Raw genomic sequence first — 15,386 nt, 5'->3', positions numbered from 1 at the left:
ATCAGGAGTCAAACGCAGAGCGTCCGTTGAGGCATTCCCACGCGGAGCGTGGGAACGATCATTGGGGACTCACGAATACCGCAACGCGGTAGCCGGCTCGACTTTCGCCGCCCGCCACGCCGGATATACCGTCGCCAGAAAGCTCATGATGAAACCGGCGGAGCAGATCAACAGCACATCCGCGCCCTGCAATTCGGACGGCAAGTTGCTGACGAAGTACACATCGGAACTGAAGATGTGCTGCCCGCTGACCCGCTCCATCCAGCCCACCAGTTCACTGACGTTCAACGCCGCGATCACGCCCAGCACACCGCCGATCAAGGTGCCGACAATCCCGATCACCGTGCCCTGCACCATGAAGATCGCCATGATCTGTCGAGGTGTGGCGCCGATGGTACGCAGGATCGCGATGTCCGCGCCCTTGTCGTTCACCACCATGATCAGCGTGGCGATGATGTTGAACGCCGCCACCGCGACGATCATCAGCAACAGCAGGCCGATCATGGTTTTTTCCATTTTCATCGCGCTGAACAGACTGCCCTGGGTGTGGGTCCAGTCGTCAGCCTTGTAGGCGGCGCCCAGGCCGGTCGCGATGTCGCTCGATACTTGCGGCGCGGCGTACAGATCCTTCACCGCCAGGCGCACGCTCTGCACCTGATTCGGCTGCCAGTGCTGCATTTGCGCGGCATCGGCCATGTGGATCAGCGCCATCGAACCGTCCAGCTCGGCGCCGACCTTGAACACGCCCACCACGTTCAGCCGCTGCATGCGCGGGGTGATGCCGCCCGGTGCAGTGCTGATTTCCGGCACGATCAGGGTGATCTTGTCGCCGACGTTCAAGCGAAAGCGCCGCGCAGTGATCTCGCCGATCACCACGCCGAACTCGCCCGGTTTCAAGGCATCAAGACGCCCCTGAACAATGTGTTTGGCAACGATCGACACCTTGCTTTCCAGCGCCGGGTCGACCCCGCTGATCTGGATCGGCTGCATGGTGCCCTTGTAGGACAGCATGCCTTCCATCTCGGTGAACGGCACGGCGGCGGTGACTTCAGGATTCTTCATCGCCGCGGCGGCCACCGGCTGCCAATCGTCGATAGGGTTCACGCCGACGATGGTCGCGTGGGGCACCATGCCGAGGATGCGCGAACTCATTTCGCGCTGGAAGCCGTTCATCACCGACAGCACCACGATCATCGCCAGCACGCCCAGGGCGAGGCCGATCATCGAGGTCATCGAGATGAAGGAAACAAAGCGATTGCGGCGCTTGGCGCGGGTATAGCGCGTGCCGATAAAGATCGATAACGGTCTGAACATTCGCTGGGGCACCATATAAAAATAAAAGACCCGACGCACTGTTCAGTGCGCCGGGTTTCAGCCAATCAGATGGTGGTCAGGTAACCTTCCTGCAAATGCAGGACGCGATCCATCTGGCGAGCCAGGTTCATGTCGTGTGTCACCACCAGGAACGCCGTGCGCATCGAGGTGCTGAGTTCCAGCATCAAATCCTGAATGCCCTGGGCGGTGTGGGAGTCGAGGTTGCCGGTCGGTTCGTCGAGCATCACCAGGCCTGGCTTGTTCACCAGGGCGCGGGCGATGGCCACACGCTGGCGTTCGCCACCGGACAATTCCGCCGGCTTGTGCTCCAGGCGATGCCCAAGCCCTACCCGCTCCAGCAACGCCGTCGCGCGCTGACGTGCCTCCGGGATCGCGGTTTTGCCGATCAGCAGCGGCATGCAGACGTTTTCCAGCGCGGTGAACTCAGGCAGCAAGTGGTGGAACTGGTAAACGAAACCCAGCGACCGGTTGCGCAACAGGCCACGGGCCTTTTCGTTCAGTGCCGAGAGTTCTTCACCGGCCAGCCAGACGCTGCCCTTGGTCGGCGTATCGAGGCCGCCCAGCAGGTTGAGCAAAGTACTTTTGCCCGAACCCGATGTACCGACGATCGCCACGCGCTCACCCGGATGCAGTTCCAGCTGCAGACCGGCCAGAACCTCTACCGATTCCGGGCCTTCCACGTAGGATTTGCCCAGGTTGCGGCAGCTCAAGATTGCTTTATCACTCATGCCCGACTCACTCATAACGTAGCGCCTCCGCAGGCTGGGTGCGCGCGGCACGCCAGGCTGGATACAGGGTGGCGAGGAAACTCAGGACCAACGCGGCGGCGCAGACCATCAACACGTCCTGGCTCTGCACTTGCGACGGCAGGTAATCGATGAAATACACGTCGGCGTTCAAGAACTTGTGGCCGATCAGGCCTTCGAGGGCCGAGATCGCCGCGCTGACGTTCAGTGCGGCGAAGATCCCGACCACGGCACCGATCAGCGTACCGACCACACCAATGACCGTGCCCTGGACCATGAACGTCGCCATGATCGAGCCCGGCGTGGCGCCCAGGGTGCGCAGAATCGCGATGTCGCCCTTCTTGTCGTTCACCACCATCACCAGCGTGGAAATGATGTTGAACGCAGCAACGGCGACGATCAGCAGCAACAGCAGGCCGATCATGGCTTTTTCCATGCGGATCGCCTGATACAGATTGCCGTGGGTCCGGGTCCAGTCGCGGGCGTAGTAACGGTCTTCGCCGAGCTGCTGGGCGATGGTCCACGCGGTGCGCGGCGCCTGGAACAGGTCGTCGAACTTCAGTCGCAGACCCTGGACCTGATCCGGTTGCCAGCGATGCAGCCTGGCCAAGTCCTGCAGATTGGTCAGGCCCAGATAGCCGTCCAGCTCACCGGCGCCGACATGGAAGATGCCGACTACGGTAAAGCGTTTCATGCGCGGGAACATCCCGGCCGGGGTCACGGTGACTTCCGGCGCGACAAACGTCAGCTTGTCGCCAACCGCCGCGCCGAGCTTGGCTGCCGCCTTGTCGCCAATGACGATGCCGAAACTGCCGGGCGCCAGGTCGTCGAGTTTGCCCTGCTGCATGAAGTTATCAATGATCGACACCTGCCGTTCCTGCACAGGGTCGATGGCATTGAGCAGCACTTTGGAGACCTTGCCGTTGTTGGTCAGCAGGCCCTGCATCTGGACGAAGGGCGCAACCGCCGCCACCTGCGGGTTCTGCTTGACCTTGGCGGCCAGGCTTTGCCAGTCGCTGATCGGCTCGCCGGACTCGATGGTCGCGTGGGGCACCATGCCCAGCACACGGGTGCGCATCTCATGATCGAAGCCGTTCATGACCGATAACACAACGATCATCACGACCACGCCGAGGGCGAGTCCGATCATCGAGGTCAGGGAAATGAATGACACAAAATGATTGCGACGTTTTGCACGGGTATAACGCGTGCCGATAAATACGAAGAGAGGTCTGAACATGTCGGGGCTTGTTCGGAGGGAAAAGGAACGTCCTTGTGGCGGGGGTCGATAACCAGCTTTACACTCAGACCACCGCCGCTACCATGGGTTCGCCATGTCGACATTAGATGAAGAAGATCGCCGCGAATACTACCGTATCGAGGACACGATCGCACTGGAAATTCGGCCCCTGTCTGCTCCCGAAGCAGCAGGCCAGGAAGTGTTGCAGGATGCTTCCCCGCTATTCAACCTGCTCAGCGAACTGCACCTGAGCGAATTCGAGTCGCAACACCTGTTGCGCCAGATCAGCGAACGCGACCGGACCATCGCCGCGTTCCTGAAATCACAGAACAAACGCATCGATCTGCTGAGCCAGGTGGTCGCCCTGACCGTACTCGGACAGATCGGCGAGCCGCAGCCGGTGATCATCTCCGAAGGCGGCATCGACTTTCAGCATCCGACGCCCATTGCCGTCAGCGCGCACCTGTCGGTCAAGCTAGTGCTGATGCCACAAGCCCTCGGCCTGTTGCTGCGGGCCCGCGTCACCCATTGCGACCGCAAGGGCGACGGCTACGACGTCGGCACCGAGTTCGAATACCTGTCCGATGCCCAGCGACAACTGCTGGCCCGCTACATCTTGCAGCGACAGGCACAAGAACGACGCCTGGCGCGCGAACAAAACGAAATCGGCCATTAATTAAGGAAGAACCGTGACTCTCATCTACGGCCATCGCGGCGCCAAAGGCGAAGCACCGGAAAACACCCTGACCAGCTTTCAGCAATGCCTCAAGCACGGCGTGCGCCGCTGCGAACTGGACCTGCACCTGTCCATGGACGGCGAGTTGATGGTGATCCACGACCCGACCCTCAAACGCACCACCGACCGCCGCGGCAAAGTGGTCGAACACACGGCTGCGGAGCTGGTGACCTACGACGCGCGCAAGGGCGGTCCGGGCTGGATCAAACCCTGCCCGATCCCGACGCTGGAACAATTGTTCGAGCAATGCGATTTCGAGCACTGGCAGCTGGAAGTCAAAAGTGCTTCACGCACCCGTGCCGCAACCACCGTGCTGGCGATTCGCGAAATGGCCCAGCGTTTCGGCATGCGGGACAAGGTCACGATTACGTCGAGTTCACGCGAAGTATTGAAAGCCGCGCTGGACCTGGTGCCGGACGTGTCTCGCGGACTGGTGGCCGAGTACGCCTGGCTCGACCCGTTGAAGGTCGCGCAAAACTATGGCTGTGAGATGCTGGCGCTGAACTGGACCCTGTGTACGCCGGAACGCCTGCAGAAGGCGCAGCGTCAGGGGCTGCATGTGTCGGTGTGGACAGTCAACGAGCCCGCGCTGATGCGCAGGCTCGCCGACTTCGGCGTTGACAGCCTGATTACAGACTTTCCCGGTTTGGCCACCGCCACGCTCGAGAATTGCTGAAATCGGTCTCCCCGGCCGGCTCAGGCCACCGGCCGGAGCCGCTCAAAAAAGCCGGTTGAGGCCATCGTACGCCGCTACCCGATAGGCTTCGGCCATGGTCGGGTAGTTGAACGTCGTGTTGACGAAGTACTTCAGGGTGTTCAGTTCACCCGGCTGGTTCATGATCGCCTGACCGATGTGCACGATCTCCGACGCCTGATAACCGAAACAGTGAACGCCCAACACTTCCAGCGTCTCGCGGTGGAACAGGATCTTCAGCATGCCCTGAGGCTCGCCGGCGATCTGCGCACGCGCCATGCTCTTGAAGAATGCCTTGCCCACTTCGTACGGCACCTTGGCCTGAGTCAGCTCCTGCTCGTTCTTGCCGATCGAGCTGATCTCCGGAATGGTGTAGATGCCGGTCGGCACGTCGTTGACGAAGCGCCAGCTGTTGTTATCGACGATGCTGCCAGCGGCCGAACGACCCTGGTCGTGGGCGGCACTGGCCAGGCTCGGCCAGCCGATCACGTCGCCGGCGCCATAGATGTTCGGCACGCAGGTGCGATATGCCTCGTCCACTTCGATCTGGCCACGGCTGTTGACCTTCACGCCGATGTTTTCCAGACCCAGCTGATCGGTGTTACCGGTACGGCCGTTGCACCAGAGCAAGGCGTCGGCCTTGATCTTCTTGCCGGACTTGAGGTGCAGGATCACGCCGTTGTCCACGCCTTCGACGCGGTCGTAGTCTTCGTTGTGGCGAACCGTGATGTTGTTGTTGCTGAAGTGGTAGCTCAGCGCCTGGGAAATTTCCGAGTCGAGGAAGCTCAGCAACTGACCACGGTTGTCCACCAGTTCAACCAATACACCCAGACCACTGAAGATCGACGCGTATTCGCAACCGATCACGCCGGCGCCGTAAACAATGAGTTTGCGCGGGGTGTGGCCGAGGCTGAGGATGGTGTCGCTATCGTAGATACGCGGGTGATGGAAATCGATGTCCGCCGGGCGATAAGGACGCGAGCCGGTGGCGATGATGATGTGCTTGGCCACCAGTTTTTCAACTACGCCGTTGGCGCAGACGACTTCGATGGTTTGCTCGTCGGCGAAGCTGCCGGTGCCGAAGAACACGTCGACGCGGTTACGAGCGTAGTAGCCGGTGCGCGAGGCGACTTGTTTGGAGATGACTTTTTCAGCGCTTTTCAACACGTCCGGGAACGAGAACCAGCGCGGCTCACCAATGGCCCGGAACATCGGGTTGGTGTTGAACTGCATGATCTGCCGGACCGAGTGACGCAAGGCCTTGGACGGGATGGTGCCCAGGTGGGTGCAGTTGCCGCCGACCTGGCGACGGCTATCGACCATCGCCACCTTGCGCCCTGCCTTGGCGGCGTTCATTGCCGCGCCTTCTCCTGCTGGGCCGGAACCCAACACCACCACATCGTAGTTGTAGACAGCCATGCGTACTCCTCAGAACAGGCCGCGGCACCCTCGGCGCCTGCGGCTAAATCACGCCGATCGGCGGCGTGAAGGAACAATTTGGGGCCAGTGCAGAACCCGGACACAGTCTATAGAAGCGTCAACGCCGCGCACATTAACCCTTGGTCGCGTCGTAGGCTAGTTTTGCCTGCACTACATCGCCATCGAAAAATGCTTTTGCTGCCGCAATCACTCGGTTTTCTCACCCGCGAGGCGCTCAAAAGCCTGATTGGTGCGTGTGACGAAACCTGTATCGGCACGAATCACAAAGAATGCAGCAATGTCATGCGTCTGGGCATAGTCCCAACCCCGTTCAGGGCCAAGAATCAGCAACAGCGTCGATAAGCCATCAGCCATCAACGCTGAAGGATGAATTACCGTGACTGACGCCAGAGTGTGTAGGACCGGTGTTCCGGTGCGGGCATCGAAGGTGTGGGAATAGCGCCGCCCACCCTGTTCGAAATAGTTACGGTAGTCACCGGAGGTGGACACGCCGTAGCCGTCGACGGCGATGATGCGCTCGGCCACTTGCTGATCATCACGGGGTTCTTCCAGGGCGATGCGCCACGGTGAGCCGTCGAGTTTTTTGCCGACGGCCTTGAGTTCACCGGTGGCTTCAGCGAGGTAGTCGTGGATGCCCAGCGCTTCGAGTCTGGCGGCAATCGTGTCGACCGCGTAACCGGCAGCGATGCTGTTGAAGTCGACTTCGACCGCGGCATCCTTGCACAACTGGTCGCCGTCGATGCGCAAGTGGCCATGACCGACGCGCTGCCGCACCTCGGCCAACGCTTCGGCACTCGGAACTTTTTCCTCACGCGCCTGCGGGCCAAATCCCCAGAGGTTGAGCAGCGGCTCCACCGTCAGGTCGTAGGAGCCTTCGCTTTGGGATGACAACTGTTCGCCCACACGGATCAATTCAAGGATCGGCGTGGGCATTTTCTGACAGTGATTGGCGGGCAAATTATTGAAGCGCTCGATGTCCGAGTCGCTGCGATAGGTCGAGAACTGTCGATCCACTTCGGCGAGGATATTTTCCACTTCGGCCTGCACCGCTTTCGGCCCGGGCGTGGAGGCATGTCTTACGTATTGAATGGAATAACGACTGCCCATGGTCGGGCCGTCGAAGCGTTCCAGGCTGTCGCCGTTGCCACAACCGGATAAAACGCCGGCCAGCACCACAAGTCCGCCCCACCGTCCAGTTAACAAATCTTCATCTCCCCTCAAAACCGCGCCCGCCATTATGGGCTTCAGCGCGCATTGGGGCGAGCCTGCTCGCGATAGCGGTGACCGGTTTTACGATTGCTGCGCAATCGAACGGGAGCAAGCTCCCTCGCCACAAAGGCTCGCTCCACAGGTGCAGCGCTTTCAACAAGATTGACCAGAGTGAGTATCTACAAATGTCTTCCAGCACGAGCAAAGGCAAAGCGATTTTTCGCGTTGTCAGCGGTAACTTTCTCGAAATGTTCGACTTCATGGTCTACGGCTTTTACGCCACGGCCATTGCCAAAACCTTCTTTCCCGCCGATAGCGCGTTTGCTTCCCTGATGCTGTCTCTGGCCACTTTCGGGGCCGGTTTCCTGATGCGTCCGCTGGGGGCGATTTTCCTCGGCGCCTACATCGACCGCCACGGCCGCCGCAAAGGCCTGATCATCACACTGGCGTTGATGGCCGCCGGCACGGTGTTGATTGCCTGCGTGCCGGGTTACGCCACGCTGGGCGTCGCGGCGCCGCTGATCGTATTGTTCGGTCGTCTGTTGCAAGGCTTCTCGGCGGGCGTGGAACTGGGCGGTGTGTCGGTGTACCTCGCCGAAATCTCCACACCGGGCCGCAAAGGCTTCTTCGTCAGTTGGCAGTCCGCCAGCCAGCAAGCCGCGGTGGTATTCGCCGGCCTGCTTGGCGTGGGTTTGAACCACTGGCTGAGTCCCGAAGAAATGGGTGATTGGGGCTGGCGCGTGCCATTCCTGATCGGCTGCATGATCGTGCCGGTGATCTTCGTGATTCGCCGTTCGCTGGAGGAAACCCCGGAATTCCAGGCGCGTAAACATCGCCCTACCCTGCGAGACATCGTCCGCTCGATCGGTCAGAACTTTGGCATCGTCCTCGCTGGCATGGCGCTGGTGGTGATGACCACGGTGTCGTTCTACCTGATCACCGCCTACACCCCGACCTTCGGCAAAGCCGAGCTGCATCTGTCGGATCTGGATGCGTTGCTGGTGACGGTGTGCATCGGCCTGTCGAACTTCTTCTGGCTGCCGGTGATGGGCGCGCTTTCCGACAAGATCGGACGCAAACCCCTGCTGCTGGGCGCGACGATTCTGGCAATCCTCACGGCTTATCCGGCGCTGTCGTGGCTGGTGGCGAACCCCAGCTTCAGCCACTTGCTGATTGTCGAGTTGTGGCTGTCGTTCCTGTATGGCTCGTACAACGGCGCCATGGTGGTGGCCCTGACCGAGATCATGCCGGTGGAAGTGCGTACGACCGGTTTCTCCCTGGCCTACAGCCTGGCGACCGCAACGTTCGGTGGTTTCACCCCGGCGGCCTGTACGTACCTGATCCATGTGCTAGACAACAAGGCAGCACCGGGAATCTGGCTCAGTGGTGCGGCGGTGTTGGGGTTGATCGCGACACTGGTGTTGTTCCGTGGCAATCGGCACGCGTTGCGCACGGCGCAAGCAGCGGTCGTCAGCGGCGCTCAGTAACAGGAACGCAGAGAGGCCGTCACACGGCACGCAGCCAAGGCGGCCCCTCTGCGAATCTGGTCTCCAGCCATGTCTTGAATGCCATGAGCGTTGCCGGCGTGAAGGCGGCGGATGCTCGCACCAGATAAATCCCGCCCTGGGCATCCAGATCCCACTCCGGCAGAACGCGCACCAACTGACCGTTGGCGATCTCCCGGCTCATCAGCCACTCGCCGGCGCCCAGGATACCGACGCCGGCCTTGGCCGCGGCGAGCAACGCTTCGCCGTCGTTCGAGGTCAAGGTTCCCCGTGTGATGACCTTCTCGTGCCGATCGCCCTTCGACAAGCGCCACTCAGGGAACGCCGCCAGACCGGTAAAGCCCAGGCAGTTGTGATCAGTCAGTTGTTTCGGGCTGGTCGGTAAACCGTGCTGTTCTATATAAGCAGGTGAAGCGCAGAGGATGCGGCGATGATCGCTTAGCTTCTTCGCCACCAGGCGGTTGTCATTCAATTCGCCGATACGAATCGCCGCGTCGAAACCTTCAGCAATGATGTCGACGACCCGATCGCTGTAATCCACCTCGACGGAAACCAGCGGATGAGCTGCCAGAAATTCCGGCAACATCGGCGCCAGCCACAGGCGCCCCATCGCCGCGGGAAAAGCCAGGCGCAAAACGCCGCGCACCTGCGCGGCGCCCAGTGAGGCTTCCTGTTCGGCCTCGATGATCAACCCCGTGGCATTGCGCAAGCGTTCGACGAGGCGGTTGCCGGCATCGGTCAACCGCACCTGTCGTGTCGTGCGCTCCATCAGCCGCACGCCCAAGCGTTTTTCCATGGCCGCCAGCCGCTTTGAAATCACTGTCGGATGACGTTGCAACAGGCGCCCGGCGGCCACGAATGAATGTGCCGAGGCAACCGCAAGCAGCGCGGCAATTTCATCGATGTGGCGGCTGTCCAGTGGGTTCACGAAACACTCTTCTTTCAGATAGCAGCGATCAGGGTTTGAGGACAATCGCTCCGCGAGATTGGCCACCTTGCAGATCGGCATGGGCCTTGGCCACATCGGCCAATGCATAACGGCCCCAGATGCCGGGCTTGATTATGCCCGCCTCGACCGCGGCCAGTACATCATTGGCCCGTTGCCGGTATTCAGTGATATCCGCGGTGTGCGCACCCAGTGAAGGACGGGTCAGGAACAACGAACCCTTGGCATTGAGCGTGGCCAGTTCGACCGCCGTCGGCGCCCCGGAGGATGCGCCGAAAGACACCATCAGCCCACGCGGTCGCAGGCAGTCGAGCGACGCTTCGAACGACACGCGCCCGATGGGATCGTAGACCACATCGGCTTTCTTGCCGTCGGTGATCTTCGCGACATCCGCAGCCAGTGTCCGGGCGTTGAACACCAGCACCGCATCGCAGCCCAGCGCCTTGGCCGTCTCGACACTCTCGGCCCGGGACACAATGCCGATGACAAAAGCCCCCAGGTGTTTGGCCCACCTCGCCATGATCTGCCCGAGGCCGCCCGCTACGCCATACAGAACCACGATGGTGCCGGGGCCGACCGGATAAGTCGTCTTGAGCAGGTACTGCGCGGTAATGCCTTTGAACAACACAGCGGCGACCTCTTCAGCGGTCAACGCGTCGGGAATCGGCACCAACCGCTCAGCCGGATACAGCCGCGCGCTGGCGTAAGCGCCAACAGGCCCCGTGGCGTACGCCACCCGGTCACCCACCTTGACGTTGCTCACCCCCGCGCCGATGGCGGCAATCCGGCCCGCCCCTTCAAGGCCCAGCCCCGACGGCAATGACAGCGGTACGGCGCCGTTGCGCTGGGTCACATCAAGAAAGTTGACGCCAATCGCCTCTTGCTCCAGCCAGACTTCACCCGGCCCCGGTTCACGCGCCGTCACTTGCTCGATGTTCATCACCTCTGGTGCGCCGGTGCGTGCGATACGAACGACAGAAACCATTGCCTGACTCCTTCACTTCAGCGCAGCCCGTCTGCGCGATGTGCAGGGAGTATCGGCATTCGATTTATAGCGAACAATATAGCCTTATTGCAGTTCATTACTGCACACAGTGCAGCATTCCGAAACCCTCGGCAACAGGGCCACAGCAAGGGCCAGGATGATCAGTGCCACGGCGACGGCAAACGTTATCCGCATGCCGCTGGCAACGGCTGCGGGAGACGCGCAGGTGATGCCTGTCGTCGCCGAGGCAAGCGCAAACACAGCGCCCATCACCGAGGCCCCGGTAATCAAGCCGAGATTGCGCGACAGGCTGAGCATGCCGGAAATCACGCCGCGCTGGTCCGGGCGGATGTCGGTCATGATCGCGGTGTTATTGGCCGCCTGAAACAATGCGTAGCTGGCCGTGATCACCGCGATGGGCGCGAGGTAACCGAGGAGGCCGAACTCCGCAGGCATCATCGATAAAGCAGCCGCGCCGAGCGCCATTGCCGCGAGCCCGACAAGGGTCATGCGCCGAGTGCCAAAACGGTCCACCAGGCGACCGGCCGGCACGCCGGTCAAAGCAGCCACCAACGGGCCGACCGACAAGGCGAAACCGACAAGTGCGGTGCCTAGGCCAAGCGCACCCGAGAGATAAAACGGCCCGACCACCAGCGTCGCCATCATCACCGTTGAAACGAGCGCGCTCATGGCCAGGCTGGCGCTCAATCCCGGTTGGCGGAACAGCGCTAATTTGATCAATGGCGATGCAACCGTGGCCTCAACGAAGATGAAAAGCCCGGCGCCGAAAACAGCCGTCAGCAGCAGCGCGATATTGAGCGAGCCAAAATCACCGTGCCCGATCGTCATGGCCAGCGCATACGCCGCGAGCGTCAGCGCCAGCAGCAACGTGCCGGCCTTGTCGAACCCCACCCGATCCGCTTTCGCCCGCTGAGCATCCGCCGGCAAATAGCGATACGCGAGCCAGATATTCAGCACACCCAGCGGTATGTTGATCAGAAAAATCGCCTGCCAGCCAACGCCGGCAATCAACATCCCACCGAGCGACGGCCCCAGCGTGGTGCCGATCGCCGACATCGTTCCGAGCAATCCCATGGCGCTGCCGGTCTGCGCTTTCGGCACCGTCTCACCGACAAACGCCACGGTCAGCGCCAGCATGATCGCCGCCCCAAGCCCCTGCATTGCCCGGGCGCCGACCAGCCACCCAAGCGACGGCGCGACACCGCAAGCCAGCGATGACAGGGTAAAAATGCCGATGCCCGCCAGCAGCAAGCGCTGACGGCCGACCATGTCGCCGAGCCGTCCGACGCTGACGATCAGCGTGGTGATCGCCAGCAGGTACGCCAGAACGATCCACTGCACGTGTTGGAAAGAAGCATCGAACGCCTCGGCCAATGTCGGCAAGCCGGCATTGGCGATGCTGGTGTCGAGTGAAGGCATCAACATCGACAGCGAAAGGCTGGCAAGCGCCCAGCGCACCGAACCTGATTGAGTGATGGATTTCATTGTCTGGCCACGTCTGAAAGGTAGATCAGCAGCGTATGCCCGCGCGTGACAAGGCGGAAGGCGCAGCATTTGCACTTAATAGATGCGTTTGACGCCATGTCAGCCCCACGCCGTGCTAACGTTGCGGCATGACCACTCCCGACCTCAATCTGCTGATTACCCTGGACGTGCTGCTCGCCGAAGGCAGCGTCGCCCGCGCCGCCCAACGACTGCGGCTGAGCCCGTCGGCCATGAGCCGTGCGCTGGCGCGGTTGCGCGAAACGACGGGCGACCCACTGCTGGTCCGGGCCGGACGCGGTCTGGTGCCGACGCCCCGAGCGCTCGAATTGCGCGAACACGTCAGTCGATTGGTGCAAGACGCCGAAGCGGTTTTGCGCCCCGCCGAACAACTCGACCTCAAGCACTTGGTGCGCACGTTCACGCTGCGCACCAGCGACGGTTTCGTCGAAAACTTCGGCCCGGCACTGATTACCCGCGTCAGCGAGGAAGCACCCGGTGTGCGTTTGCACTTTGTGCAGAAGCTGAACAAGGACAGCGCCGCACTTCGCGACGGCTCCGTCGATCTGGAAACCGGTGTGGTCGGCGGCACGACCAGCCCGGAAGTGCGCACCCGCGCGCTGTTCGAGGACCGTTTCATCGGCGTCGTGCGCACGGGGCATCCGCTGAGCCAAGGCGAGGTCAGCGCCTCCCGTTATGCCGCTGGCCGGCACATCCTGGTTTCACGGCGCGGTCTCGATAAGGGGCCGATGGATGAAGCATTGGAAGCGCTGGGACTGCAGCGGGAAATCGTCACCGTCGTCGGCGGTTTCCCGGCCGCCCTGGCACTGGCTCGCGCCTCGGACCTGATCGCCACCGTGCCCGCCCGACACACCCGAAACCTGCGCACCGGTCTGCACAGTTTCGAGCTGCCGTTCGAGCTGCCGCCGATCACCATTTCGATGCTCTGGCATCCGCGGATGGATGCCGACTCGGCGCATCGGTGGCTGCGTGATTGCTTTCGGGCGGTGTGCGCGCAACCTTAGGGGTTAGGACGTCGGCTCAATCGCCGGTGAAGTCCCCGTCGACCTACACTGAATCATGGACAACGATATCCAGATCAGCGGGTCGGCCTGGTTCACCACGGGCCTGGGTCAGGAACTGCCTCTTTGAGTAATCCAGAATGAAGATAAGAAGAATCGTGACCGGCCACGACGAACAAGGGAATTCCGTGTTCGTTTCCGACGACTATGCCCCAAGGGCGCAATCCTTTGCCTCGATCCCGGGGCAAGCGATGGCGCAGCTGTGGACCACTCCCGCCAATCCGGTACTCCTTGAACAGGAACGCGATCCCACGCTCGATTATGCGTCGCTGATTCCTCCTCAGGGTGGCACCAGCATCGCCGTGTTTGATTTCCCGCCCGACACCGTCATGCAGAATCTCGTCGATGGCGTTAAGGCTTTTGAAGAGCTGAGCGCCGCACTGCCGGGCCTGATCGAAACGTTTGAACCGGAAAATCCGGGCATGCACACCACCGCCACCATTGATTACGGAGTCATTCTGGAGGGTGAGATGTGGCTGGAGCTGGATAACGGTCAGAGCCGTCTGGTAAAGGCAGGCGAGATCGTTATTCAGAATGGCACGCGGCACGCCTGGCGGAACAAAAGTGAGCGGATAGCCCGAGCACTTTTTGTGATGATCGGCACGTCGCGTCCAGAAAAAACCTGATGGGTAACCGAAAAGGGCAACCAGAGGAAGCAGGTAGTGTTGATGTTCAGCCAGACGCCAGTGGGCTCAAGGTTTTACGCCTGAACTGAGCGTTTAATCTGATGCTTGGTACGTGTCCAGACACGCACTCGTTGTAGCAGCCGCCGAACGCTGCGTTCGGCTGCGAAGCAGCCGTAAAACCAGAGTTTGCAGTGCATCAGGCAGATCACATACGGCCTTCAACGGGTATTCCCCTCAAACCTTCCTTTTCTGAAGCCCCTTCAACCGCACACTCGCGCGTTGCGCCGCCGCCATTTTTTCCGGGCGCTTCATGCGTTTCCATTTTCTGATGTCGTCCTTGGTGCGGCCACAACTGACACACAGCTCACCACTCAACTGGCAAACGGAAATACACGGATTTTCGATATCCTTGGCCACGTTTCAACCCCGCGTCGAGCGCTTGGGCGCCAGGCGTTGCTGCCAGTTGCCGGCATTGGCGCGCTGACATTGCTCCTCAGAATCAAACTGCACATGGGCCGCAACCGGGCTGACGAGAACGTCCGCTTCATTTAATGCTACGGCCGTCAGTTCAACCATGCGCTCGCCCTGCCCGCTAGCCAGCGCTTGGTCCTTATGGGCCTGCGTATCGAAGACCCAAATCACCCGCAGGCTGGATGGAAAGGCGTCGTAATCGATTTCGTGGGTCAACCAGCAAAACCCGACTATTTCTGCTTTGGCTGTTTCGCACGCCTCGGTCAGGGTGGCGACCAGGCGACGTTCGATGTGTGCCTGATCGCGTTTGCTTAAAGACATCGGGGGTAGATCCTTGGGTAGCAGTCAACGGAAAAGGCTCATCATACGATACCTTCCATCCCCCGAATCTTTCGCATCTGTATCAGTGCTACACGGCGCCCATCCTGCGACACCCGCTCTTCAACCCCAAACGGCACAAACCCAAGCTGCGGATACAAAAGCAGCCCCGCCGTGTTCTCGTTGAAACACGAAAGCTGCACCTCGCTTGCCCGATGACGTTCAAACGCCAGCCCCACCATCGTTTCCACCAAAAACCTCGCGACACCTTTCCCCCGAGCCCTGGGTGAAACGATCACATTGCCTATCGCGCAAACGCCATCGCGCTCAAACGCATAAAAGTTAGCAAAACCGACAACAGCGTTATCCCCTTCAACTACCGTTGAGTCCGAGCGTTGAGCTATCGATGCAAGCAGCTGAGCTTCCGTCAACGGGTACTGCGCCTTCGGGAACATGAAAAAAAGCTCTTGGGGCGTTTGAGGAAAGTCGCAAATCGTCAACACGTCTTCAGCACTGACGGGGCGGTGGGTTAGCAGCATTGGTTTGGTTC

16 protein-coding genes are annotated in these 15,386 nt (G+C 60.9%); 5 read left to right on the top strand and 11 right to left on the bottom strand.

Annotated elements, in window-relative coordinates; translation table 11 throughout:
* Positions 1–69 precede the first annotated feature (69 nt).
* From AC1RO5_RS14370 to AC1RO5_RS14360, 3 genes are all read right to left on the bottom strand, one after another.
* Positions 70–1,314 (bottom strand): lipoprotein-releasing ABC transporter permease subunit, encoded by a 1,245-nt coding sequence (locus tag AC1RO5_RS14370; protein WP_493175705.1) that lies wholly within the window; start codon positions 1,312–1,314, stop codon positions 70–72.
* A 65-nt stretch (positions 1,315–1,379) separates the two neighbouring features.
* Positions 1,380–2,063: a lipoprotein-releasing ABC transporter ATP-binding protein LolD gene (lolD, locus tag AC1RO5_RS14365; protein WP_177318275.1), complete on the bottom strand. Its 684-nt coding sequence runs from the start codon at positions 2,061–2,063 to the stop codon at positions 1,380–1,382.
* 7 nt (positions 2,064–2,070) lie between these two features.
* On the bottom strand, positions 2,071–3,321 hold the full coding sequence (locus AC1RO5_RS14360) for a lipoprotein-releasing ABC transporter permease subunit (protein ID WP_007935280.1): 1,251 nt from the start codon (positions 3,319–3,321) through the stop codon (positions 2,071–2,073).
* Positions 3,322–3,415: 94 nt separating this feature from the next.
* Here AC1RO5_RS14360 and AC1RO5_RS14355 point away from each other — a divergent pair, with 94 nt between their 5' ends.
* Positions 3,416–3,997, top strand: a complete 582-nt coding sequence (locus AC1RO5_RS14355) for a PilZ domain-containing protein (RefSeq protein ID WP_493175702.1) — start codon at positions 3,416–3,418, stop codon at positions 3,995–3,997.
* Positions 3,998–4,010: 13 nt separating this feature from the next.
* A complete protein-coding gene (locus tag AC1RO5_RS14350) occupies positions 4,011–4,733 on the top strand; it encodes a glycerophosphodiester phosphodiesterase (protein ID WP_493175700.1) in 723 nt (240 codons plus the stop codon).
* A gap of 42 nt (positions 4,734–4,775) precedes the next feature.
* On the opposite strand, the gene sthA is transcribed toward AC1RO5_RS14350, so the two are convergent.
* Positions 4,776–6,170 carry a Si-specific NAD(P)(+) transhydrogenase gene (gene sthA, locus AC1RO5_RS14345; RefSeq protein ID WP_057400216.1) on the bottom strand — a complete coding sequence of 465 codons (1,395 nt, stop codon included), beginning with the start codon at positions 6,168–6,170 and terminating at the stop codon, positions 4,776–4,778.
* A 207-nt stretch (positions 6,171–6,377) separates the two neighbouring features.
* Entirely contained in the window at positions 6,378–7,427 is a 1,050-nt protein-coding gene (locus AC1RO5_RS14340) for an FAD:protein FMN transferase (RefSeq protein ID WP_493175698.1), read from the bottom strand.
* Between the two features lie 158 nt (positions 7,428–7,585).
* Here AC1RO5_RS14340 and AC1RO5_RS14335 point away from each other — a divergent pair, with 158 nt between their 5' ends.
* Positions 7,586–8,887 carry an MFS transporter gene (locus tag AC1RO5_RS14335; RefSeq protein WP_493175697.1) on the top strand — a complete coding sequence of 434 codons (1,302 nt, stop codon included), beginning with the start codon at positions 7,586–7,588 and terminating at the stop codon, positions 8,885–8,887.
* 19 nt (positions 8,888–8,906) lie between these two features.
* On the opposite strand, the gene AC1RO5_RS14330 is transcribed toward AC1RO5_RS14335, so the two are convergent.
* The 3 genes from AC1RO5_RS14330 to AC1RO5_RS14320 form a co-directional block, all read right to left on the bottom strand.
* Positions 8,907–9,833 (bottom strand): LysR family transcriptional regulator, encoded by a 927-nt coding sequence (locus tag AC1RO5_RS14330; protein WP_493175692.1) that lies wholly within the window; start codon positions 9,831–9,833, stop codon positions 8,907–8,909.
* Positions 9,834–9,861: 28 nt separating this feature from the next.
* Positions 9,862–10,836, bottom strand: a complete 975-nt coding sequence (locus tag AC1RO5_RS14325; RefSeq protein WP_493175690.1) for a quinone oxidoreductase family protein — start codon at positions 10,834–10,836, stop codon at positions 9,862–9,864.
* A gap of 84 nt (positions 10,837–10,920) precedes the next feature.
* Complete coding sequence (locus AC1RO5_RS14320; RefSeq protein ID WP_493175836.1) at positions 10,921–12,342, bottom strand: MFS transporter; 1,422 nt, start codon at positions 12,340–12,342, stop codon at positions 10,921–10,923.
* A gap of 128 nt (positions 12,343–12,470) precedes the next feature.
* On the opposite strand from AC1RO5_RS14320, the gene AC1RO5_RS14315 reads away from it, so the two are divergent.
* Together AC1RO5_RS14315 and AC1RO5_RS14310 are read left to right on the top strand one after the other, a co-directional pair.
* Positions 12,471–13,364, top strand: coding sequence for a LysR family transcriptional regulator (locus tag AC1RO5_RS14315; protein WP_493175689.1), 894 nt, complete (start codon positions 12,471–12,473; stop codon positions 13,362–13,364).
* Between the two features lie 137 nt (positions 13,365–13,501).
* On the top strand, positions 13,502–14,047 hold the full coding sequence (locus tag AC1RO5_RS14310) for a cupin domain-containing protein (protein WP_493175688.1): 546 nt from the start codon (positions 13,502–13,504) through the stop codon (positions 14,045–14,047).
* Positions 14,048–14,281: 234 nt separating this feature from the next.
* On the opposite strand, the gene AC1RO5_RS14305 is transcribed toward AC1RO5_RS14310, so the two are convergent.
* From AC1RO5_RS14305 to AC1RO5_RS14295, 3 genes are read right to left on the bottom strand one after another with little or no spacing between them, the layout of a single operon-like run.
* On the bottom strand, positions 14,282–14,464 hold the full coding sequence (locus tag AC1RO5_RS14305; RefSeq protein ID WP_081628231.1) for a DUF1289 domain-containing protein: 183 nt from the start codon (positions 14,462–14,464) through the stop codon (positions 14,282–14,284).
* A 3-nt stretch (positions 14,465–14,467) separates the two neighbouring features.
* Complete coding sequence (locus AC1RO5_RS14300) at positions 14,468–14,839, bottom strand: hypothetical protein (protein ID WP_493175685.1); 372 nt, start codon at positions 14,837–14,839, stop codon at positions 14,468–14,470.
* 41 nt (positions 14,840–14,880) lie between these two features.
* A complete protein-coding gene (locus tag AC1RO5_RS14295; RefSeq protein WP_493175683.1) occupies positions 14,881–15,375 on the bottom strand; it encodes a GNAT family N-acetyltransferase in 495 nt (164 codons plus the stop codon).
* Positions 15,376–15,386: the final 11 nt, after the last annotated feature.

The sequence above is a fragment of the Pseudomonas sp. GW822-FHT02G04 genome (genome assembly GCF_058802085.1).
The sequence above is the reverse complement of the archived record's forward strand: the minus strand, read 5'-3'. Positions and strand labels throughout refer to the sequence as shown.

Bases quoted from the DNA above. Each gene is read 5' to 3' on its own strand.
- AC1RO5_RS14370 (WP_493175705.1), bottom strand. From the start codon at position 1,314: ATGTTCAGACCGTTATCGATCTTTATCGGCACGCGCTATACCCGCGCC.
- lolD (WP_177318275.1), bottom strand. From the start codon at position 2,063: ATGAGTGATAAAGCAATCTTGAGCTGCCGCAACCTGGGCAAATCCTAC.
- AC1RO5_RS14360 (WP_007935280.1), bottom strand. From the start codon at position 3,321: ATGTTCAGACCTCTCTTCGTATTTATCGGCACGCGTTATACCCGTGCA.
- AC1RO5_RS14355 (WP_493175702.1), top strand. From the start codon at position 3,416: ATGTCGACATTAGATGAAGAAGATCGCCGCGAATACTACCGTATCGAG.
- sthA (WP_057400216.1), bottom strand. From the start codon at position 6,170: ATGGCTGTCTACAACTACGATGTGGTGGTGTTGGGTTCCGGCCCAGCA.
- AC1RO5_RS14340 (WP_493175698.1), bottom strand. From the start codon at position 7,427: ATGGCGGGCGCGGTTTTGAGGGGAGATGAAGATTTGTTAACTGGACGG.
- AC1RO5_RS14335 (WP_493175697.1), top strand. From the start codon at position 7,586: ATGTCTTCCAGCACGAGCAAAGGCAAAGCGATTTTTCGCGTTGTCAGC.
- AC1RO5_RS14325 (WP_493175690.1), bottom strand. From the start codon at position 10,836: ATGGTTTCTGTCGTTCGTATCGCACGCACCGGCGCACCAGAGGTGATG.
- AC1RO5_RS14320 (WP_493175836.1), bottom strand. From the start codon at position 12,342: ATGAAATCCATCACTCAATCAGGTTCGGTGCGCTGGGCGCTTGCCAGC.
- AC1RO5_RS14315 (WP_493175689.1), top strand. From the start codon at position 12,471: ATGACCACTCCCGACCTCAATCTGCTGATTACCCTGGACGTGCTGCTC.
- AC1RO5_RS14310 (WP_493175688.1), top strand. From the start codon at position 13,502: ATGAAGATAAGAAGAATCGTGACCGGCCACGACGAACAAGGGAATTCC.
- AC1RO5_RS14300 (WP_493175685.1), bottom strand. From the start codon at position 14,839: ATGTCTTTAAGCAAACGCGATCAGGCACACATCGAACGTCGCCTGGTC.
- AC1RO5_RS14295 (WP_493175683.1), bottom strand. From the start codon at position 15,375: ATGCTGCTAACCCACCGCCCCGTCAGTGCTGAAGACGTGTTGACGATT.